Raw genomic sequence first — 18,686 nt, forward strand, 5'->3', positions numbered from 1 at the left:
CCGCTCAGCTCCGAAGTGATGCTCGCGGTGGCCGCTCGCCATGATCCGGCGTGATGTCCGAATCGTATCGCTGAATTGGTGAGCACGCCGGTTCCTGCGGCAGGAACCGGCGTGCTCGCGTTTGGATGACGATGGTCCGGCGACGCCAACGCTTGACTTGATGTTCTTGTTTTGTTCTAATTGAACTCCACCGTGAATAGGAGCCCGCCATGGACAACCGCATCAGCGAAATTCGCAGGCAGATCAGGGCGCTGCGCGTCAGCATGCTCGAGGCCGAAGCCATCATGCGCCAGCAGATCGATCGGGACGAGGACTGCGCCTTTGTCGCCGGCGACCTGCTGAAGATGCGCCTGGTGATGAGCCGTCTGGTCGAGGAGCGGGGCAGGCTGGGCGACCGCGAGCCGATCGTCGTGCATGCAGGCGTTGCCGCGCGCCGGCGCGCCGCGGCACCGATCTTCCTTCGGGCGGCGAAGCGAGAGCTGGTCGCCGGCGAAGCGCGTGCGTGACGACGCGGCCAGGATGCAACAGCTGCGCGCCGAGTTGCGCGCGCTCGACTCATCGGTGATTCAGCTCAGGCGGGCCGGGCGCGACAGCGCATCCGCGCAGCTATTGCTGTCGCGCAAGCGCGCCGAGCTCGATGACGTGATCTGCCGGAGGAAAGATGAGAGAGCCGCTTCGGTATTTCCACGACAGCGATGATCACGCGCCCTGGATCAAGGCGCTGGCCGAGGTCCGGCACATGGCGACGCGGGAAGGCTGGTGCTTTCACCACGTGCAGGCGATCATCGTGGCGATCGACCAGTATGCCGAGGCCGCGCTCGGCAACCGCGAGTTCTTCCTCAACCGCCCGCAGACCGTTGGTCCGATCAGGCGAGGCGACGTGCCTTAGCGGCGTCTTGCAAGCGGGCAGCGCGGTCGGACATCTCGATAACCGCCCGCGGCTGCCGGCTCACGGCAGCACATCGGCCGGATGCTTGTTGCGATGCTCGACATACTCGACGCGCGTCTGGTCCGGATGCAGCACCAGCATGTTACGGCCGGTCGGTACCGGCTTGGGCCCGTCCAGGATCGTCGCGCCGACGCCGGGCAGATGTGCGGCGAATGCGTCGATGTCGTCGACCATGAACGTCAGATGCGTCGCGGTGAACGGCTTCAGGCTCTGTTCGGTTCCGGCAATGAACAGGATCGAGGCGACCTGCGCGAGCCTCAGGTCATACTCCGGATAGTCGAAGCGGAGCCGCGCCGTCTGGCCGATCAAGGTCTCGTGGAACGCGACGGCCTGATCCAGCTCCTCCAACGGCAGGTAGCGCCTCGCCAGGATGTTGAGTACCTTCATTACCGAGCCCTCATCCTTCAAGTGTTGCGGCGGTCGCGATCCGATCCGGTCAATCGTCGCGACAAGGCGCGGCGCCGCGTGCGCAGCGTCGCGATCGCACGATCGATCTGGTCGAGCTTGTCCTGCATCACCGCCGAGCAGCTGACGCGCGCGCGGCGTCCGCCGCCGTCAAGCGCAGCCAGAAGATTGCGCAGCTCGCGGGTCGAGAAGCCCGAGGCGATCAGGTCTCGCACCCAGGCGGCGCGTTCGATCTCCGACGCCGAATAGCTGCGATAGCCGTTCGACGTCCGGCGCGGCACGATGAGCCCCGCCGCTTCATAATGCCGAAGCGCCCGCGCACTCACGCCGAGATGACGGGCCGCCTCCTGAATCCTCATCGCATTCTCCTGTCGAAGCCCGGCCTAGCACCTTGTCATTAACGTCAAAGTCAAGCGCCGTGTTGCCAAGGGCAATTGCACGCGGCTCGGCTCGGCCAGACCGCGCTGGGCCGCGCCTTGGGGGGCCAGATGTCCCGGCTCGCACGGTGTGGCCGGGATGGCCAATCCGCCGTCGGCGACATATCGTGACGCTTCGCGGCCGAATCTGAGGCGGATCGTTCATCGCCGGGTCATGTCAATCCGGCCATCGTCGGCGCCGCGCCCGCGGGGGCGGCGGCACATTTTTCGGAGGAGGTTTCGGATGATCAGGGGCTGGCAGATTGCGGCGTCGGCGCTCGCCATCGTCGCGATGGTCGCAACGCTGGGCGCGGAAGCGAAAGCGGCGCAGTGCGGCAACGGGCCCGGCGGGTTCGAAGCCTGGAAGGAGCAATTCGCCGGCGAGGCGAGGGCCAAGGGCATCGGCGCCACCGCGATCGACGCGCTGATGCAGGCGCATTACGCCAGCGCGACGATCGCCGCAGATCGCGGCCAGCGCAGCTTCGGCCTCTCGCTCGAGCAGTTCATGGCCAAGCGGGGCTCTGCGACCATCGTGGCGCGCGGCCGTTCGCTGAAGCAGTCGCAGGCGGCGATGTTCGCCTCGATCCAGCAGCGCTACGGCGTGCCGCCGGGACCGTTGATCGCGATCTGGGGCATGGAGAGCGGCTTCGGCAGCCAGCGCGGCAACCAGAACATGCTGTCGTCGATCGCAACCCTTGCCTATGACTGCCGCCGTCCGGAGTTCTTCACCGAGCAGCTCTATGCCGCGCTGAAGCTGATCGACCGCGGCACCCTGTCCGCCAGCACCCGCGGTTCGATGCATGGCGAGATCGGCCAGACCCAGTTCATGCCGAAGAACGTGCTGGCCTATGGTGTCGGCAATCTCGACGTCGCCGCCAATGCGCTGGCCTCGACGGCGAACTTCCTGCGCGCCAATGGCTGGCGCGCCGGCGCCGGCTATCAGCCCGGGGAACCCAATTTCGCCGCGATCGAGGCATGGAACGCGGCCGGGGTCTATCAGAAGGCGATCGCCATCATGGGACGGCAGATCGACGGCCAATGAGCGCAGGGTGCGGTTCCTTCACTCGCTGTTAACGCAACGATGCCCAGATCGTGCGGTGAAACGGAGCAGGTGGGACAGGCTCCATGCTCAAGAACGGCACCTATGCGGCGTGGTTTCGCACGTCGCTCGCTGACGGCACCGGCATCGTGCACGTGGCCGACGGCAGGCTGTGGGGCAGCGACGCCATCATGCTTTACAGCGGCACCTATGAGGTCGATGGCGAACGCTTCTCCGCGGTGCTCACCACAAGGCGGCACTCCGAAGGGCACGCGACCGTGTTCGGCACCGACGATCTCGTGGTGCGGCTCGAGGGGGTATTCAGCGGCGCGATCGCGACCTGCACGGGCAGGGCGGATGCCGTGCCCGATCTCGCTTTCGAGGTGACGCTGATGCCAAGCCAGGACGTGCTGCCCGAGCCGCCACCGGATCTGCCGCTGCCGAAATTCGACCCGAGCAAATTGCCGAAGCTGCCGAAACGTTCCAGCCGCTGATAAGCTGCTACACGTCGCTCGGGCCGGTGGTCTCCGGAAAAGCCGCGCCGGGGATAAAGAGCTTCAGCGGGCGGATCTCGTAGACCGCCGACGGGTTGACGCTGCGCAAGTCGCGCGCCGCCGCGATCGCCTCCGCCTGGTGGGCGCAGTCGATCACGTAGAAGCCCAGCAATTGCTCCTTGGTTTCCGCGAACGGTCCGTCGATCACCACGCCATGGCCGGGCCCGCGCAGCGTGCTGGCCTTGCGGGTCTCGCCGAGCCGTGCCGCCGGGCCGAGCCGACCCTTCAGCCGTTCGTGGACCTCGCGAAGGCCGGTCATCACGGCTGCGTCCTGTTCGGCGTTCCACGCATTGACTTCGGCTTCGACGTGGTAGGCCAGGATGGCATAAAGCATCGCGTGAACTCCTGATTTCTGATGCGGCAGTCCGAAGGACGTCTCAAAGCCACCCACGCCGACATTCATATGCCGCCGATCGGATGGTTTTGTGCTGCGACAAGCTATCCCGGCAAAAAGGCGCGGCGGAATCGCTTCCGCCGCGCCCCCGATATTGATGTCTCGCTGGTCCAGGGCTGAGAGCGCCCCGATGCCAGGCTGATTACTCAGCGCCTAGCGGGCGATCCCAGCGAGGTGACAGCGCTTGAGACAAGACACTGGATCACCTCCTTTCTTTGTTGATGGGACAATCAATATAGGCAGCGAATCCGCCGCTGTTAAGGCCGCCATCCGCCCCATCCGCGCCAGGAACCGGCGGGGTTGCGCCGAAATATTCTCGTTGACCGGCGCACAAGGACCCTGGTTGAGGCAGTTGAGGCCGCCGCCCGGCCGTGTTAGGGGAACGCGTGATGCGGGTGTAGCTCAATGGTAGAGCAGCAGCCTTCCAAGCTGAATACGAGGGTTCGATTCCCTTCACCCGCTCCACGGCACGATTTTCCGAACCAATCTACAACCTCGTGCGATCCCCTTCGCCCGAGCGTTAGCGCGGTTCCGGCACGAAGCCTCGCCAGCACATCCGCTCGTGGCCGCGCAAAAGATTCCGGCGACCTTCCACTGGCGCCATTTCGCTTGCGAATTCACGGGTGTGCAACTGGAGTGGCGCAGCTTCGTGTCGGCGGCCGCGAACGCTGCCGCATTGCCGCGACCGTCATCCAGTCCCGCAACAGTCCTCTGTCCTCCTTCGAAAAGGAGGCCCGCCGTTTGAGATCGTCGAGGGTCTCTCCGGGGTGGCAGCGCTCGTAATCACCGCGGATCAGCGATTCAAGGGTGGCCAGCACCTCTTCGCTGGCGTGGCTCAGATCGGCATATGAATTTTTCACCATGCTGCTCCTGCCGGAGCATGTGCGATTGCGGCGTCGGGCATTAGCGCTCCAGATCCCGGAAATCACGGGGAGCAGATCCTACCTTCGCGCTCGATGTCGCGAGCGGCCTTCGCGGCCGCTCAGTGACGTTCAGCTGGTTGCCGCCAGTCCGGCGGGACGGGGGACCGGCTGCGGCCAAATACCGGTCGGCGCGGAGGCCGGCGGCAGCAAGATGTCGATCTTCATACTTGCCGCCGCAGGCTGCCACTTCAGCCACGGCATCGTGTCGAGATACGGGATTGGCGGCAGTGGCAGTCCCGTGAAGGCATCCTGTGTGGCTTCGGCTCCCCGCGGGTTTTCCACGCCGTAAGCACCGAAGGCGGTCAGGGACATTGTGCTGCCCACTACGAGAGAGAGCAGGCGTCGCCGCAGATTGCGGTTGGTCTCCGTCCGGGCGGAGAACGTACGGTGATGACTCAGCATCTATACTCCTCCAATCGTTCGAAAACAGATCCAGGCGATGGTGACAAAGCTCAGGTAGAACATGAACCAGTGGATCGCGTCCTGTCTCATCCTGAGCCGGCGACGATTAGACTTGTTCATGGGGGACTCCGTCTTTGGGAGCGGTCTTTCTCCTCTCATTGGTAGAGCCCGGCCGTGATCGGCCGGGCTCTATTGTTCAGAAGTCCATGGCGGGAGCTGCCGGAGCTGGTTCAGCCTTCTTCGGCTTCTCGACCACGAGTGCCTCGGTGGTGATCAGCAGCGAAGCTACCGACGCGGCGTCCTGCAGGGCGGTGCGGACGACCTTGGCGGGGTCGATCACACCGGCTTTCACCAGGTCCTCGTACTCGCCGGTCGCCGCGTTGAAGCCCCAGTTGTAACTCTGGTGCTCCAGAAGCTTGCCGACAACCAGCGAGCCGTCCTCGCCGGCGTTCTGCACGATCTGCCGCGCCGGTATCTGGATGGCGCGGCGAACGATGTCGATGCCGGCCTTCTGATCGGCGTTCGCCGTCTTGATACCGTCGAGCGCTTTGAGGGAACGCAGAAGGGCGACTCCGCCGCCGGGGAGAATGCCTTCCTCCACCGCCGCGCGAGTCGCGTGCATCGCATCGTCGACACGGTCCTTTCGTTCCTTGACTTCGACCTCCGTCGCACCACCCACTCGGATCACGGCGACGCCTCCGGCAAGCTTGGCGAGGCGTTCCTGCAGCTTTTCGCGATCATAGTCGGAGGTCGTTTCCTCGATCAGAAGCCTGATTTGCTGGGCCCGGGCCTCGATATCCTTCTTGGCGCCCGCGCCGCCGACGATGGTGGTATTGTCCTTGTCAATGACCACCTTCTTGGCGTGGCCGAGCATCTTCACCGTCACGTTTTCAAGCTTGATGCCGAGATCCTCGCTGATGACATTGCCGCCGGTCAGGATCGCGATGTCCTCCAGCATGGCCTTGCGACGATCGCCGAAGCCAGGCGCCTTGACGGCCGCGACCTTCAATCCGCCGCGCAGTCTGTTGACGACCAATGTCGCAAGCGCTTCACCTTCGATGTCCTCTGCGATGATCAGGAGCGGCTTACCGGACTGAACGACCTGCTCCAACAGCGGCAGCATGGTCTGCAAGCCGGACAGCTTCTTCTCGTGAATCAGAACGTAGGGATCCTCGAGTTCGGCGCGCATCTTCTCGGGGTTCGTGACGAAGTAGGGCGAGATGTAGCCGCGGTCGAACTGCATGCCCTCGACCACTTCGAGCTCGGTGTGCAGGCTCTTGGCCTCCTCGACGGTGATCACGCCTTCATTGCCGACCTTGTTCATGGCGTCGGCCAGGAAGCGGCCGATCTCGGTGTCACCATTGGCGGAGATTGTTCCGACCTGGGCGATCTCGTCATTGGCGGTGATTTTCTTGGCGTGGGATTTCAGATCGGTCACGATGGCCTCGACAGCGAGGTCAATCCCCCGCTTCAGGTCCATCGGGTTCATGCCGGCGGCGACGGATTTGCTGCCCTCCTTGAAGATGGCCTGAGCGAGCACGGTCGCCGTCGTGGTCCCGTCGCCGGCTGCATCGCTCGTCTTTGAGGCGACCTCGCGCACCATCTGCGCGCCCATGTTCTCGAACTTGTCCTCCAGTTCGACCTCTTTGGCGACGGTTACGCCATCTTTGGTGATGCGTGGCGCACCGAACGATTTCTCGATCACGACGTTACGCCCCTTCGGACCGAGTGTGACTTTCACCGCGTTTGCCAGTGTGTCGACGCCCCGCAGCATGCGCTCTCGGGCCTCGGTTGCGAACTTCACGTCCTTGGCAGCCATTTTGATCTCTCCTTTCCTTTATGACTGTCAGCGCACTACGCCGCCTTCTTGAGGGTGCCCGCCTCGTCGATGACACCCAGAAGGTCGCTCTCCTTCATGATCAGGAATTCCTCGCCGTCGATCTTGACCTCCGTACCAGACCACTTGCCGAACAGGACGCGGTCACCAGGCTTAACGTCGAGTTGAACGAGCTGGCCCTGTTCGTTGCGTGCGCCGGGGCCAGTAGCGACGATCTCGCCCTGCTGCGGCTTCTCCTTTGCTGTGTCTGGAATGATGATGCCGCCGGCGGTTTTCTCTTCGGCGTCGAGACGTCGCACGAGCACGCGATCGTGCAAGGGACGGAAATGCATGCACATCCTCCTTGGGTAGGTTCAGCGATGTCCAAAACCGGGTCCATAACGGCCCCCGGGCGAAAATCCACCTAGGAGCGAGGGATCTACTTTCAAGAGGAAGGAAGAAAAATTTCTGCGGCGTAGGCCGGCTCGTCGAGATCGACCACGGCTCGCAACCGGAGAGCATCCCAACGTCCAGAATCGCTCGCCGTACGTTGAAAATTGAGACCATCAAACCGAGATGTTTTCTCGGCTGCAGAATAATTCTGCGCAGCAAATTGGAGCATCGTCGAAAGGAGGGTAACCGGAGATGCGGACTTTAGTGGTACTTGCTGCTCTACTCGGGATGGTGGTTTCGCTGCAGGCGAAAGAAGCGGATTCGTCGAGAGCCGTGCGAAGCTCCGACGCCACCGTCAAGCAGCTTGTCAGTGATCAAAGCGGCCAGCCCGCGGGCAGGCCCGCAAGAATAAGGTCCGATGCCCGCAAGAACCGTGATTTCTCGGCGGACACCATCGTGCCTGATATCTGCACCGGCTGCTGATCGATCGGTCAGCAGCCGGCCAGCGGTTTCTATGTTCTGCCTCTACTATGCGCTCGCTGACGCAGCCTCAAACTCGGGGAGGCGTGCGCACATCATCGTCTTTATGCGCTTCAACGCGCGCTGCTCGATCTGGCGGATACGCTCACGAGAAATCCCGAAAGTATGAGCAAGATCGTCGAGCGTGCTTTGCCGTTCTGCCAAGTAACGGGCTTCGACGATGGTGCGCTCTCGCGGAGTAAGCGCACTCAGCGCCTCCGAAAGTGCGACGTTCTGCCGTTCACGATCTCCGGCCTCCAGGAGGAGGGCTTCAGGATCGGGAGACGAATCGGCGAGCCTGTCCTGCCATTGATCGCCCTCTTCGTCACTGAGTTGAACATTTAGCGTCATGTCGCCACGGATCCGCCCGTTCATCTCGACGACGTCGGTTTCCCTGACTCGAAGATGCTCAGAGATCTGCTTCACCTGCTCTGGCGAAAGCTCGCCATCGTCCGGCGCACCAAGGCGTCTCTTCAACTTTCGAAGGTTGAAGAACAGCTTTTTTTGCGCCGCAGTTGTGCCGAGCTTAACGAGTGACCATGATCTCAGCACGAACTCCTGCACAGACGCCTTGATCCACCAAGCCGCATAGGTCGCCAGACGAAATCCCTTCTCGGGGTCAAACCGCTTGACGGCCAACATCAGCCCGACGTTGGCTTCCGAGATGAGGTCGGCGATGGGCAATCCATAGCGCCGATATTTCAGCGCGATCTTGGCAGCCAGTCGGAGATGGCTCGTCACCAGTCGGTAGGCAGCTTCACGATCACCAGAATCCCGAAGCCGCCTCGCATACATCACCTCTTCGGATGCGTCGAGCATCGGGAAGCTACGGATCTCTTGCAGATACCGGGACAACCCGGCTTCCGAATGGATGGCAGGCAGGGCTGACTTGATTGACATGACCAGCCCTCCTTCAGAAGCCATCGCCGCTCTTGAGCTCTAACGAGCGGCCAGAGGGTAGACGCAGCCGCGGGGACCCACCGAACTGAGTGGGAATGATCGACTGCCACGCGACGATACAGGTAGCTTTCATATCCAAATCCTCCATGGAGCAAAATGGTACGAGCCGCCGTGTCGCCTGGCTTAGCTGGGCCCTGAGGCGCCCAACGACATTCAGGCCGGCGGCGCCAAAAGAACTGCGAACCCAATGGGTTGTTCCCCCGTATCAGCTAGCCAATTGGTCGGAAACCAAGCTGCCGCAGCCCGATGAGGCGGGAGACGAGCCCAATGCGTGGGGCTCACTTTCCCGCCCGGCATGACCCCCTCGATCGAGGTGAAGTGCGAATCCGCTTGTGCCGGGAGCCTCGAGCCCGGTGCGGAGTTGCATGCTCGGGATCAGGTAATCGCCGCCATTCTGTCGCCGGTACGGAATAGGCGCGGTGGTTGTGAGGGTGCGCATCCGCTCACGCAATCCTTCGGCAATCGGCGCAAAACCGGCGTCGTCCAGCCGGTCCACGCGATAGACCACGAAGGGCGGAAGGACTTCATAGCCGGGGTAGTAGAGAATGCCGTGATTGATGGGGAACAGCAGGTCGTCGATCGGCCCGTTGACGCCGCGATCGGAATAATGCTCCTCCCATCCGCCGGCGGTCACGACCAGCATCGCGCGCTTGCCCTTCAAAGTTCCGTCGCCATAACGATCGCCCCACCGCTTGTCGCTGTGTTCGCCGACCCCATACGCGAACCCGTAGGCGAACACCCGGTCGACCCAGCCCTTGAGGATCGCCGGCATCGAAAACCACCACAGCGGAAACTGCAGAATCAGGACATCCGCCCACAACAGCTTCTCGATCTCGGCTTTTACGTCGCTGGTCAACGTGCCCGCCTCGAAAGCCTGCTTGGAGGCCGCGGCCGGCTTGAGCCGTTCACCTTGCCCGAGCGACGGAAAGTCCGCTCTGCCGACCTCCGATTTCCAACCCTGAGCATAGAGATCCGACACCTGCACGTCGTGGCCCAGCCGCTTGAGTTCCCTGACAGCGACGTCTAGTAGCGCGCCATTCAGCGAGCGCGGCTCCGGATGGGCGAAGACAATCAAGACTTTCATGACAGCACCTCCTGATGAGTGACGTTGATCAGGTAGCGCGCGAAGCCGTGATCTAGTAGATGTCAGCAATGGATACGATTATGCCGAAAAATGGATAAATCAGAAGTTACGCTTGAGCGCATGCGCAGCTTCGTCCGGGTCGCCGAGCGGGGCAATCTGTCCGCGGTCGCGCGCGAGCTGGACGTCGGCCAGTCAACGGTGACGCGCCATTTGCGAGAGCTGGAGCACGCGATCGGCGTGCCGCTGCTCAGCAGAACCACGCGCCGGGTGACAGTGACTGAAGAGGGGGCGCGCTACTATCGCGACTGCGTCCAGATTCTCCGCATGGTTGATCAGGCAAGCGAGGAGGCCCGCAGCGCACGAGGCGCGCCAGAGGGGACGGTGCGCATCTCCTGCACCGCGGCCTTCGGTGTGCTGCACGTCAGCCGTTTCCTGTTCGCCTTTCAGGATCGCTACCCTGACATCCGGATTGATCTCAACCTCACCGACGAGCGAGTCGACCTTGTGCGGGAAGGCGTTGACATTGCCATCCGGCTCGGGCCACCTGGTGAAAGCTCGATGAAGTTGAAGTCTCTGGGTCAATCCCGGCGGGTGCTCGTTGCCGCTCCACATTATCTCGCCGCGCGTGGCACACCGGCGCGCCCGCAAGATTTGACAAGTCATGAGGGTGTCAGGATGTCCAACATCGCCGGCAGCGATCTGCTCGTGCTCCACGGGCGGCGTGGCGGCCGGCACGTGGTGCCGTTCCGAGGGCGTTTGCGTGTCGATCATGGACTCGCCGCACGCGAGGCGCTGTCGGCCGGACGGGGGATTGCGCCGGCGCATCTCTGGCTCGTGGAGGATCTCCTTGCGGCCAACAAGCTCGAATTGGTGCTGCCCGAATTCTCGCCGCCTCCCGTTCCGCTCAACATGCTGATCGTTCCCGAGCGGTCGGGCATCGCCCGGGTGCGCCTGCTGATCGACTACCTCGCCGCGCAAATCGCGCGGACTCCGGGACTCGACAAGCCGGGGCTCAGTGGTCGGACGTGACCGATCAATCTCTTGCAGCTTTCGACCGCCACGGCAGTGATGGTCGCCGGCGGCGTAAATTGCGGAAGAGCAAACACACTCCGTGTTCTGGAACCGAGGCGCGAATGCCGACGTTTTCTCCTCGATCAATCGGGGATATACGGCATGGACGACTATCGAGATCTGGTGACTGTCAGTCTGACCCTTGTGTGTGCCGGCGTCATGCTGGTCGCGGGGCAGCTCTACATCGAGCAACACCCTACGCTGCTGAACCGTCCGGTCGAGCCGCCCCAGCGGCCTCAGACCGCGCCGGCTCTGATCTCGCACGCGCCAGTGCCACAGGAGAACGCGACTGATCCGCGCCAAGGCGTCAAGAAGGACCGCACTGGTTGACCATACAGCCTCCGGACGCCGCCACCGTGCTCAAACGGCTCGCAGGCCTTCCTTGGCATTTCCCGGATCAGCGCTCGAAAAGCCAATTGAATTCTTGGAGGTTTTGACAGAAGGCCCGGCGGAGACCGGGCCTTCTTCTCATCACCAACCGTACCAGAAGGGATAAACCCGCCGATAGTAGCGAACCACCCGATACGGAGGGCCGTAGTAGTAGGGCGGTGGGCCATACGCCGGCCCATAGTAGACTGGGGGTGCCGTCGCAGCCGCCAGTGTCCCGGCGAACAATCCGAGAGCAAGCCCGGGACCAATTCCCGGACCGCCCCAGCCATGGTGACGCCAATGGGCCGAAGCCGGGGCAACCGATCCAATGAGGAGCGTTGCCGCCGCGAGGACTGCAAGAGCAAGCTTTCTCATGTCAATTTCCTCAACTCAGTCTTACGCGCTATGCGCTTGTCTCCGTTCGTTGCTCCACTTAGCCGAAGCTCGGTTCGGCTATACATTCAATTAGAATCGGCCGGGGCGACTTCAAGTGATTGGTCGCCAGACCTGTCGATCTTCCGGTCGGCGAGGCCCATGCGCGAGCTTGCCGCCTAGGACGGGCCGATGCGAAGCGATTGGATTAGATATCGTGACCTTTGTCGGTTGCGGGAATGGGAGCAAATTGGCGCCTCCGGACCGGGCATCGCGCATTTGAACTGGGCCTGGGATCACCGAGACTTATGTCGGTAGGCTGCTGGAGGATCGCGATATGCCTGACTGGATTCTTGCGCCGATCTGCGTGATCGGGTTGGTCGGCTTCATCTGGTTCGCGTTTCGGCAGGGCTTCAAGGTGAGGCCCGACATGGACAAGCGCGACCATCCGGATTTGCCCCTTGGGCCGGACGGGTCGTGGCGCTAGGCGTCGCGCTGCCTGCGGCATGGCGGTTGGCGATCTCGCGATGCGGGCGCGCATCGAGGGCCGAACGGGCCGAACTTCTCACCTTCCGGAATGTAAAGCCCTCGTTTGTTTTGAGGTGATAGCCCTTTTGGGGCATGTTCCAGCGGCACGTCCTTGTGCAAGCTGGGCCGACCGGGATTTTGCATTTTCTTCCTGGGGCCGGAGCCAACGCCGCCCGCGCGTATTTCAAGCGAGCGTTGTTGTGCCGATGAGAACCACCGCCCCATCGCAGCATCCTGCTCCCGCGTGCGGAGGCGGCCATCAGGCACATGCCCACGAGTGAAGCAATCATCACCATCGCCTTGTTGGTGATATTCGCGCTCGTGATCTGGTATGGCGCCATGCCGTAAGGACAGAGATAAGGACCGGGTGCAGGGATGCGTGCGCCGCCGGCTAGGCGCGCGCCGTCCAGCCTCGCAGGCCGTCGATGCTGTGAAACCCGTCGGCCGCGTAGCAGCGGATCGAGGGCAGGAAGGCCTGTGCCATCTCGGCGAGCGCATGTCCCGGACCGAGGTCCAGTACCTGCGTGATCCCCAGCTCGGAGAGCGCCGTCAGCGTCGTTGCCCAGTCGATCGGTTGTGCGACCTGGCGCGCGAGCTTCGCTGTCGCATGGCTTGGCCTGAAGATGCGCTCACCATCGCCGCCCGCGAGCAGGATGCGCTCGCCTGCGATGGGGAAGCGCTTGCTGGCGTCGAGCGCCTGTTGCAGCGGGCCGCAGGCCCGCGCGAGCTGCGCGGTGTGCGACGCGATTCGCACGGCGAGAAGGCCGGTGCGCGCTCCCGCCGTTGCGGCCTCATCGCAGAGCGCGATCACATCAGGCTCGGCGCCGCCGATCACGAACAGCAGGTCCGGATTTTTGATCGCGATCGCGCAGCGGTGTTTTGCGAGCAGCCGGTCGAGCGTGGTCCGCTCGAGCCCGCGGACATAGCCGAGGCGGCCATCCGGTCCCGCCGTGCTGTCCATCAGCCGCGCGCGAATCTCGGTCAGCCGCAAGGCCTCGTCGGCGGTCCAGATTCCGGCAATGCTCCAGGCCGCCATCTCGCCGACGCTGTAGCCGGTGACGGCGGTCTCCGCAGTGAGCAGGTCGGCGAGGCAGGCATGGATCGCAAGCGCCGATGTGACGGTCAGGATCTGGCTGACGCGATTGGCGGACAGCTGGTCGGCGCTTCGTGTCCTGATCAGCGTCCGCGGGTCCTCGCCGAGGCAGGCCGTCGCAGCCGCGAACACCGGTTCCGCGGCAGGCTGACCGGCGACCAGATCGAAGATCGTGCCGGAGAGGGTGCCTTGTCCGCCACAGAGCACTGCAAGCATCAGCGTTCCAGCCGGTCGATGAACAGCGCCATGGCCAACAGGTCCGCCGAGCCGCCGGGGCTCAGATTGCGCGCCACGAATGCGCGATGGATTTCGACGGCGCGCGCACGCCAGCCACAGGATCCGACGCCTCCGCTGGCCAGAAATGCCGATGCGCTGGCTTGCGCGAAGCGCAACCCTTCCGCGCCGCCACGATGCAGCAGATTGGTATCGGTGACAGCGGCGATCAGCGTCATGCAGGTCTGAACCCGCACCGCTTCCTCATCATGGGGTGCCAGCGTCCGCGCCTTATGCAGGGCGGGAAGGGCGATGTCGTAGACCGAGCGGAAGCCACGTGCTGCTTCCGAGCGGGCGCCGCCGGCGCCGTGGCGGCGTGCGGCCACCGCGCCATGGCTGCGAAGCGAGACCGGGCCGGCCAGGATGGCATCGCCCCAACGCTGCGACACCAGTTCGCCCAGCGACTTGCGGATGCCGAGCGCGCCGCGATATCCGGCCGCGGTGCACAGCAGGCCCAGTCCGAAGATCGCGCCGCGGTGCGTGTTGACGCCGGAAGTCGCAGCCATCATGGCGCGTTCCGCGGCAACTCCGATGGCGCGCAACCGGTTCATGCCGGCACCCCCGGCGCCGGCGGCTGCCAGATCGCGGAAGAAGGGCGCCAGCGTGTCGGCGCTCCGGCACAGCAGCGCGGCGTCCATATCCCGGTGCGCGCCATTGTCGATGTGGCTGACCAGCCCCGGCTTCGGATAGGTCGCGACCTCGAGCTTCAGGCACACCGCGGCAAGCTGACCGATCTGCTCCGCATCGGGCTCGCGGCGCGGCTGTGATTGCCATTTCAGCGCGGCGGTCATGGCGTGCGCTCCAGCAGAAACGCTGCGCGCGTCGCGCCGGTGACGCCGTCAGGTCCCTTCACAAGGACTTCGTCCTGGTCGGTGCCGGTCAGTTCGCGCCACTGCACGCCGCCGGCCCGACCGACGATCTCTCCGTCGAGCCGCATCGGCGCCTGCGCTGCAATCGCGGCGATGTCGGACGGCAGGGTATGCGCTTGCCGCGCTGAGGCGAGCGGCCAGAGCAGATCGAGGTCCGAACTGTCCGACAGATAGGGCAGTCCGGTGAGATGCTGCCACGCCAGGCTGCCGAAGGTGCGGGTCTCCGGCACTAGCCGGACGAGGTGCGCGATCGTCTCGCGCCAGTGCGCGGGCGCCGCGGCGGCCGCGTCAGCGAGCAAGGGCGGCGGCGCGGATGCGACGATGTCGCCGAGCGCGAGCGCGAGCGCAATGCGTCGTTTGCCGTAGTTCGGCGGCAGCGGCAGGCCGAGCGGAATCATGCCCGCTCCATCGCTGCAAGCCGGGCGCCGGACAATGAGCGGACGATCCGCGCGCGCCCAGCCTGCGACGATCGGCTCAACGGCGAGTTCGGGATAGCGCCGCATCGCAGCGCTCCATCCCGCAGCCGAGACCTTCACCATGGTGTGGCGATCGAAGGCGTCAGCCATGATGCGTCCCCTGCAGTGCGGCCGCTGCGAGCGTCACGACCCGGTCGGCGATCTCGGCGGCCTTCCGCCCTCCGCCGCGCTCGGCACCGAGCCGGCCGCGCTGGTCCGGACCCTGCGGGCGCTCAAGGATGGCGGCAAGCTGCGGCGCCAACGGCGCGCGCTCGTCCAGGACCGCCTGAATGCCGCCGGTTTGCACCATGTTCTCCAGGCCCGGAGCGAACACCGGGGTCGCTTCCGCCTTGGCCTTGAGCACGTCGATCGGAAGCTTGGTGACCCGCGCCATCGACGGCAGATCCATCACCGCGGGATGCGCGCCGGGCAGCGCGACCAGCGTGCCGGTGGCAAGGGCGGTGGCGATGAACGCGCCGGCTGCGCTGCCGCCGTAGAGCAGGGCGACGGTGTGGTGTCCTTCCGCTTCCGCGAGCAGCAAGGCCTTGGCGAGATGCGCCAAATATTCGCTGAGCCCGAGCAGTTCGTCGCGCTTGCTCATGCGCTGGCTTGAGGAATCCACCAGGAACAGGATCGGAGCGCGATCGCCTGATTTGACGACATCGAGCACACGCCTTGCCAGCACAATCGCCTCGTCGACGCCGAGCGGCTGTCCCTTGACGATGCCGAGCACGTGGACCGGGCCCGCACCGGGAAGGACCGTCGTTCCCGCGATCATCGCGCCGCTGACGTCGATGTTGCCGCCGTTCGGGAACAGGCCGGCCAGGATGTCATCGAGCGTCATCGGCATTCTCCCTGTTGGTCGCCGCGGCAAGGAACGTGTCGGTCGGAAGCGCGGGGATATCGGCTGGCTGGTCGATGCTGAGCGCCTGCCAGATCTCGACGGCGTCCCTAGCCGCGCCGAAGCGTTGCAGTCGCCGTTCCAGGCGTGTCTGCTCGGCGTCGAGGACCGCGACGCCGTAACCGCGCGTGACCTTGAGCGCATCGAGCACGGCTTGCCGAAACGCCAGCGCGTCGTCGTCGACGAAGGTATCGGCGCCGCCGATCAGGTACCGGTGCTTGCCGCCCATCGTGCGCCAGACCAGCGCGCGGTCGCGCGAGTCGAACTCCTCGATGCCCCTGTTGGTCTCGATCACCTCGGGGCCGCTGACGCTGATCCGGCCCTGCTCGGAGACGATCAGCCGCGAGCAGGTGCCGGCGATCAGGCTGCCGCCGCCATAGCACCCCGCGCGGCCGCCGATCACACCGATCACGTTGACGCCGGCGCGCCGCGCCTCGATGATCGCACGCATTATCTCCGCGATGGCGAGCTCGCCGGCATTGGCCTCCTGAAGCCGCACGCCGCCGGTGTCGAACAGGATCAGCACGTCCCGGCGCAGCGTGCGCGCGGCGCGTAACAGGCCGGTGAGCTTGGCGCCGTGGACCTCGCCGAAGGCGCCGCCCATGAAGCGTCCTTCCTGCGCCGCGACCAGCACTGGCGAGCCCTCGAGGCGGCCGCGTCCGACCACGATGCCGTCGTCGAACTGCTCAGGCAGGTCGAAGATCGAAAGATGCGGGCTGATCTCGCGCTGCTCGGGACCGATGAATTCGGCAAAGCTGCCGGGATCGAGCAGCGCATCAATGCGCTGCCGGGCGCTCGCCTCGTACCAGCTCAGCGAATCTGTGTTGGCGGTGGCTGCGGTCATCGTTCCGGCTCCTCGATCTTGCGGACGCCCTGGGCAAGGCGCAGCGCGACCGTGTCGGGCCGGGCGCCGCCGTCATTGATGGAGATACGCAGGCCGCCGGCAGGGCGGCGGGCGACGAAGTCGCGAACCACGGCGTCCCACACCGCGCCGAAGCCGTGGGCCGCGGTCGCGATGTCGATCGTGCAGATGTCGGCCGGGCTGCTGCGTTCCAGCAGCACCTCGAGATTGCCGGAGGCGACGACACCGACGATCGCCTGCATGCGGGTGCCGCCGGCGCGCGTCGGGGCGGATAGTCGGAAGCTGAGCGTTTCCATGCGAAACTCCTCACCAGTTGCGGAAGCGGCTGGGCGGACGGTAGAGGCCGCCGGAAGCCAGCATGAGATCCTTGATCGAGCGCGCGGCGAGCAGGCGGCGATCGGCATCGAGCGGATCGATGCCGAGATCTTCCGGGCGCCGGATCACGCCGCGCTGGCGAAGCTGCTCGACCATCTTCGCATCGCGGGCGCGGCCGATATCGGTGTAGCCGGCAACACCGCGGATCGCCTGCTCGCGCTCGTCCTTGTCGCGGCACATCAGGAGGTTGGCGATGCCTTCCTCGGTCACGATGTGGGTGACGTCGTCGGAATAGACCATGACCGGCGCGAGATCGAGCTTGAGCGCGCTTGCAAGCTCAAGCGCGTCGAGCCGCTCGACGAACAATGGCGCATTGCGCTCGCCGAAGGTCTCGCCGATCTGCACCACCAGCTTGCGGCCACGACGCAGCGCTGCGTTGGAATCAGGATCGGCCTCGGCGCCGGCCTTGAGCCAGGGTTCGCTCGGATGGCGGCGGCCGCGCGGGTCGGAGCCCATGTTGGGCGCGCCGCCGAAGCCCGCGATGCGGCTGGTCGTCACTGTCGAGCTGTGGCCTTCGAGGTCGATCTGCAGCGTCGATCCGATGAACATGTCGCAGGCATAGAGGCCTGCGGTCTGGCAGAATGCGCGATTGGAGCGCAGCGAGCCGTCGGGCCCGGTGAAGAACACATCGGGGCGCGCCGCGACGTAATCCTCCATGCCGACTTCCGATCCGAAGCAATGGATCTGCTCGACCCATCCGGCTTCGATCGCCGGAATCATCGTGGGATGCGGATTGAGCGCGAAGTGGGTGCAGACCTTGCCCTTGAGGCCGAGCTTCTCGCCATAGGTCGGCAGCAGCAGCTCGATCGCGGCGGTGTTGAAACCGATGCCGTGATTGAGCCGGCGCACGCCGTAGGGCGCGTAGATGCCCTTGATGGCGAGCATCGCCGTCAGGATCTGGGTCTCGGTGATCGCCGCCGGATCGCGCGTGAAGAGGGGCTCGACATAGAACGGCCGGCCGGCTTCGACCACGAAATGCACGAGGTCGCCGGGGATATCGACGCGCGGCACCTTGTCGACGATCTCGGTGACCTGGGCGACGACGAGGCCATTCTTGTAGCTGGTCGCCTCGACCACCGTCGGCGTGTCTTCGGTGTTGGGCCCGGTATAGAGGTTGCCGTCCTTGTCGGCGCTGACGGCTGCGATCAGCGCGACGTTCGGCGTCAGATCGATGAAGTAGCGCGCGAACAGCTCGAGATAGGTATGGACGGCGCCGAGCTCGATCTTGCCGCCGAACAGCATCCGCGCGATGCGCGCCGATTGCGGGCCCGAATAGGAGAAGTCGAGCCGCCGCGCGATGCCTTTCTCGAAGATGTCGAGGTGGGACGGCAGCACCACGCCCGACTGCACCATGTGGAGATCGCTGATCTCGGCGGGGTCGAGATTCGCGAGCGCCGAGGCGAGGATGTCGGCCTGTTTCTGGTTGTCGCCCTCGAGGCACACCCGGTCGCCTGACCGGATCACCGCGCTCAGAAACGCAGGCAGGCGCGGGATCGGGACGATCTTTTCGTCGGCGTGCCGCCGACCGGCGGCCAGGCGCTCGCCCAGCGCGGCCTTTTGCATACCCCAATCGCTCATTTCGGGCTCCTCGGCATGCGAGATTGGCTTCGATGGCGGTGATTGTATGCGTATTGCGCCAACTTGTCAATTAGTGTATACAAAAA

Annotated in this window: 26 protein-coding genes and 1 tRNA gene; 11 read left to right on the forward strand and 16 right to left on the reverse strand. The window is 64.6% G+C overall.

The window, feature by feature from the left end; all coding sequences use genetic code 11:
- The first annotated feature begins 209 nt into the window (after positions 1–209).
- Genes ACVIW0_RS15270 through ACVIW0_RS15280 form a run of 3 tightly spaced genes read left to right on the forward strand, consistent with a single transcriptional unit; the run spans position 210 to position 889 of the window.
- The gene (locus ACVIW0_RS15270) at positions 210–506 is read left to right on the forward strand and encodes a hypothetical protein (protein WP_461353082.1); all 297 of its coding nucleotides are present in this window, start codon (positions 210–212) and stop codon (positions 504–506) included.
- Positions 499–699 (forward strand): hypothetical protein, encoded by a 201-nt coding sequence (locus tag ACVIW0_RS15275; RefSeq protein WP_461353083.1) that lies wholly within the window; start codon positions 499–501, stop codon positions 697–699. The genes ACVIW0_RS15270 and ACVIW0_RS15275 overlap by 8 nt, the downstream gene beginning before the upstream one ends.
- On the forward strand, positions 662–889 hold the full coding sequence (locus ACVIW0_RS15280) for a hypothetical protein (protein WP_456754129.1): 228 nt from the start codon (positions 662–664) through the stop codon (positions 887–889). The genes ACVIW0_RS15275 and ACVIW0_RS15280 overlap by 38 nt, the downstream gene beginning before the upstream one ends.
- Before the next feature lie 60 nt (positions 890–949).
- On the opposite strand, the gene ACVIW0_RS15285 is transcribed toward ACVIW0_RS15280, so the two are convergent.
- Together ACVIW0_RS15285 and ACVIW0_RS15290 are read right to left on the reverse strand one after the other, a co-directional pair.
- Positions 950–1,336 carry a VOC family protein gene (locus ACVIW0_RS15285; RefSeq protein ID WP_461353084.1) on the reverse strand — a complete coding sequence of 129 codons (387 nt, stop codon included), beginning with the start codon at positions 1,334–1,336 and terminating at the stop codon, positions 950–952.
- 17 nt (positions 1,337–1,353) lie between these two features.
- Positions 1,354–1,713, reverse strand: coding sequence for a MerR family transcriptional regulator (locus tag ACVIW0_RS15290; protein ID WP_461353085.1), 360 nt, complete (start codon positions 1,711–1,713; stop codon positions 1,354–1,356).
- Between the two features lie 349 nt (positions 1,714–2,062).
- On the opposite strand from ACVIW0_RS15290, the gene ACVIW0_RS15295 reads away from it, so the two are divergent.
- Together ACVIW0_RS15295 and ACVIW0_RS15300 are read left to right on the forward strand one after the other, a co-directional pair.
- The gene (locus ACVIW0_RS15295; RefSeq protein WP_461357341.1) at positions 2,063–2,812 is read left to right on the forward strand and encodes a lytic murein transglycosylase; all 750 of its coding nucleotides are present in this window, start codon (positions 2,063–2,065) and stop codon (positions 2,810–2,812) included.
- An 83-nt stretch (positions 2,813–2,895) separates the two neighbouring features.
- On the forward strand, positions 2,896–3,303 hold the full coding sequence (locus ACVIW0_RS15300; RefSeq protein ID WP_461353086.1) for a hypothetical protein: 408 nt from the start codon (positions 2,896–2,898) through the stop codon (positions 3,301–3,303).
- A 7-nt stretch (positions 3,304–3,310) separates the two neighbouring features.
- On the opposite strand, the gene ACVIW0_RS15305 is transcribed toward ACVIW0_RS15300, so the two are convergent.
- On the reverse strand, positions 3,311–3,697 hold the full coding sequence (locus tag ACVIW0_RS15305) for a YciI family protein (protein WP_461353087.1): 387 nt from the start codon (positions 3,695–3,697) through the stop codon (positions 3,311–3,313).
- 21 nt (positions 3,698–3,718) lie between these two features.
- On the opposite strand from ACVIW0_RS15305, the gene ACVIW0_RS15310 reads away from it, so the two are divergent.
- Together ACVIW0_RS15310 and ACVIW0_RS15315 are read left to right on the forward strand one after the other, a co-directional pair.
- Complete coding sequence (locus ACVIW0_RS15310; RefSeq protein ID WP_461353088.1) at positions 3,719–3,877, forward strand: hypothetical protein; 159 nt, start codon at positions 3,719–3,721, stop codon at positions 3,875–3,877.
- Positions 3,878–4,148: 271 nt separating this feature from the next.
- Positions 4,149–4,222: transfer RNA gene (locus tag ACVIW0_RS15315), tRNA-Gly, on the forward strand.
- Between the two features lie 152 nt (positions 4,223–4,374).
- On the opposite strand, the gene ACVIW0_RS15320 is transcribed toward ACVIW0_RS15315, so the two are convergent.
- From ACVIW0_RS15320 to groES, 4 genes are all read right to left on the reverse strand, one after another.
- Complete coding sequence (locus ACVIW0_RS15320; protein WP_461353089.1) at positions 4,375–4,620, reverse strand: hypothetical protein; 246 nt, start codon at positions 4,618–4,620, stop codon at positions 4,375–4,377.
- 129 nt (positions 4,621–4,749) lie between these two features.
- The gene (locus ACVIW0_RS15325; RefSeq protein WP_461353090.1) at positions 4,750–5,082 is read right to left on the reverse strand and encodes a hypothetical protein; all 333 of its coding nucleotides are present in this window, start codon (positions 5,080–5,082) and stop codon (positions 4,750–4,752) included.
- Between the two features lie 196 nt (positions 5,083–5,278).
- Positions 5,279–6,901 carry a chaperonin GroEL gene (gene groL / locus ACVIW0_RS15330; RefSeq protein ID WP_461353091.1) on the reverse strand — a complete coding sequence of 541 codons (1,623 nt, stop codon included), beginning with the start codon at positions 6,899–6,901 and terminating at the stop codon, positions 5,279–5,281.
- A gap of 35 nt (positions 6,902–6,936) precedes the next feature.
- Positions 6,937–7,251, reverse strand: coding sequence for a co-chaperone GroES (gene groES / locus ACVIW0_RS15335; RefSeq protein ID WP_225712384.1), 315 nt, complete (start codon positions 7,249–7,251; stop codon positions 6,937–6,939).
- A gap of 292 nt (positions 7,252–7,543) precedes the next feature.
- Between groES and ACVIW0_RS15340 the strand changes: the two genes are divergently transcribed.
- Positions 7,544–7,774 carry a hypothetical protein gene (locus tag ACVIW0_RS15340; protein WP_461353092.1) on the forward strand — a complete coding sequence of 77 codons (231 nt, stop codon included), beginning with the start codon at positions 7,544–7,546 and terminating at the stop codon, positions 7,772–7,774.
- 45 nt (positions 7,775–7,819) lie between these two features.
- On the opposite strand, the gene rpoH is transcribed toward ACVIW0_RS15340, so the two are convergent.
- The gene (gene rpoH / locus ACVIW0_RS15345) at positions 7,820–8,710 is read right to left on the reverse strand and encodes an RNA polymerase sigma factor RpoH (RefSeq protein WP_461353093.1); all 891 of its coding nucleotides are present in this window, start codon (positions 8,708–8,710) and stop codon (positions 7,820–7,822) included.
- 265 nt (positions 8,711–8,975) lie between these two features.
- Positions 8,976–9,854 carry an NAD(P)H-dependent oxidoreductase gene (locus ACVIW0_RS15350; RefSeq protein ID WP_461353094.1) on the reverse strand — a complete coding sequence of 293 codons (879 nt, stop codon included), beginning with the start codon at positions 9,852–9,854 and terminating at the stop codon, positions 8,976–8,978.
- Positions 9,855–9,944: 90 nt separating this feature from the next.
- Here ACVIW0_RS15350 and ACVIW0_RS15355 point away from each other — a divergent pair, with 90 nt between their 5' ends.
- The 3 genes from ACVIW0_RS15355 to ACVIW0_RS15365 all read left to right on the forward strand — a co-directional run bounded on the left by ACVIW0_RS15355 (position 9,945) and on the right by ACVIW0_RS15365 (position 12,153).
- Positions 9,945–10,883: a LysR family transcriptional regulator gene (locus tag ACVIW0_RS15355; protein WP_461353095.1), complete on the forward strand. Its 939-nt coding sequence runs from the start codon at positions 9,945–9,947 to the stop codon at positions 10,881–10,883.
- 144 nt (positions 10,884–11,027) lie between these two features.
- A complete protein-coding gene (locus ACVIW0_RS15360) occupies positions 11,028–11,255 on the forward strand; it encodes a hypothetical protein (protein ID WP_461353096.1) in 228 nt (75 codons plus the stop codon).
- 748 nt (positions 11,256–12,003) lie between these two features.
- Positions 12,004–12,153: a hypothetical protein gene (locus ACVIW0_RS15365; protein WP_461353097.1), complete on the forward strand. Its 150-nt coding sequence runs from the start codon at positions 12,004–12,006 to the stop codon at positions 12,151–12,153.
- A 432-nt stretch (positions 12,154–12,585) separates the two neighbouring features.
- Here ACVIW0_RS15365 and ACVIW0_RS15370 read toward each other — a convergent pair whose 3' ends face one another.
- The 7 genes from ACVIW0_RS15370 to mdcA are packed head-to-tail and all read right to left on the reverse strand — an operon-like array spanning position 12,586 to position 18,600.
- Complete coding sequence (locus ACVIW0_RS15370; RefSeq protein WP_461353098.1) at positions 12,586–13,503, reverse strand: acyltransferase domain-containing protein; 918 nt, start codon at positions 13,501–13,503, stop codon at positions 12,586–12,588.
- The gene (gene mdcB, locus ACVIW0_RS15375) at positions 13,503–14,351 is read right to left on the reverse strand and encodes a triphosphoribosyl-dephospho-CoA synthase MdcB (RefSeq protein WP_461353099.1); all 849 of its coding nucleotides are present in this window, start codon (positions 14,349–14,351) and stop codon (positions 13,503–13,505) included. The genes ACVIW0_RS15370 and mdcB overlap by 1 nt, the downstream gene beginning before the upstream one ends.
- On the reverse strand, positions 14,348–14,995 hold the full coding sequence (gene mdcG, locus ACVIW0_RS15380) for a malonate decarboxylase holo-[acyl-carrier-protein] synthase (protein WP_461353100.1): 648 nt from the start codon (positions 14,993–14,995) through the stop codon (positions 14,348–14,350). Before mdcG ends, mdcB begins: the two co-directional genes overlap by 4 nt.
- Positions 14,988–15,728: a biotin-independent malonate decarboxylase subunit gamma gene (locus ACVIW0_RS15385; protein WP_461353101.1), complete on the reverse strand. Its 741-nt coding sequence runs from the start codon at positions 15,726–15,728 to the stop codon at positions 14,988–14,990. The genes mdcG and ACVIW0_RS15385 overlap by 8 nt, the downstream gene beginning before the upstream one ends.
- A complete protein-coding gene (locus tag ACVIW0_RS15390; protein ID WP_461353102.1) occupies positions 15,715–16,629 on the reverse strand; it encodes a biotin-independent malonate decarboxylase subunit beta in 915 nt (304 codons plus the stop codon). Before ACVIW0_RS15390 ends, ACVIW0_RS15385 begins: the two co-directional genes overlap by 14 nt.
- The gene (gene mdcC / locus ACVIW0_RS15395; protein WP_461353103.1) at positions 16,626–16,943 is read right to left on the reverse strand and encodes a malonate decarboxylase acyl carrier protein; all 318 of its coding nucleotides are present in this window, start codon (positions 16,941–16,943) and stop codon (positions 16,626–16,628) included. Before mdcC ends, ACVIW0_RS15390 begins: the two co-directional genes overlap by 4 nt.
- Before the next feature lie 10 nt (positions 16,944–16,953).
- Positions 16,954–18,600 (reverse strand): malonate decarboxylase subunit alpha, encoded by a 1,647-nt coding sequence (gene mdcA / locus ACVIW0_RS15400; RefSeq protein WP_461353104.1) that lies wholly within the window; start codon positions 18,598–18,600, stop codon positions 16,954–16,956.
- Positions 18,601–18,686: the final 86 nt, after the last annotated feature.

It is taken from the genome of Bradyrhizobium sp. USDA 4454 (assembly GCF_054822705.1).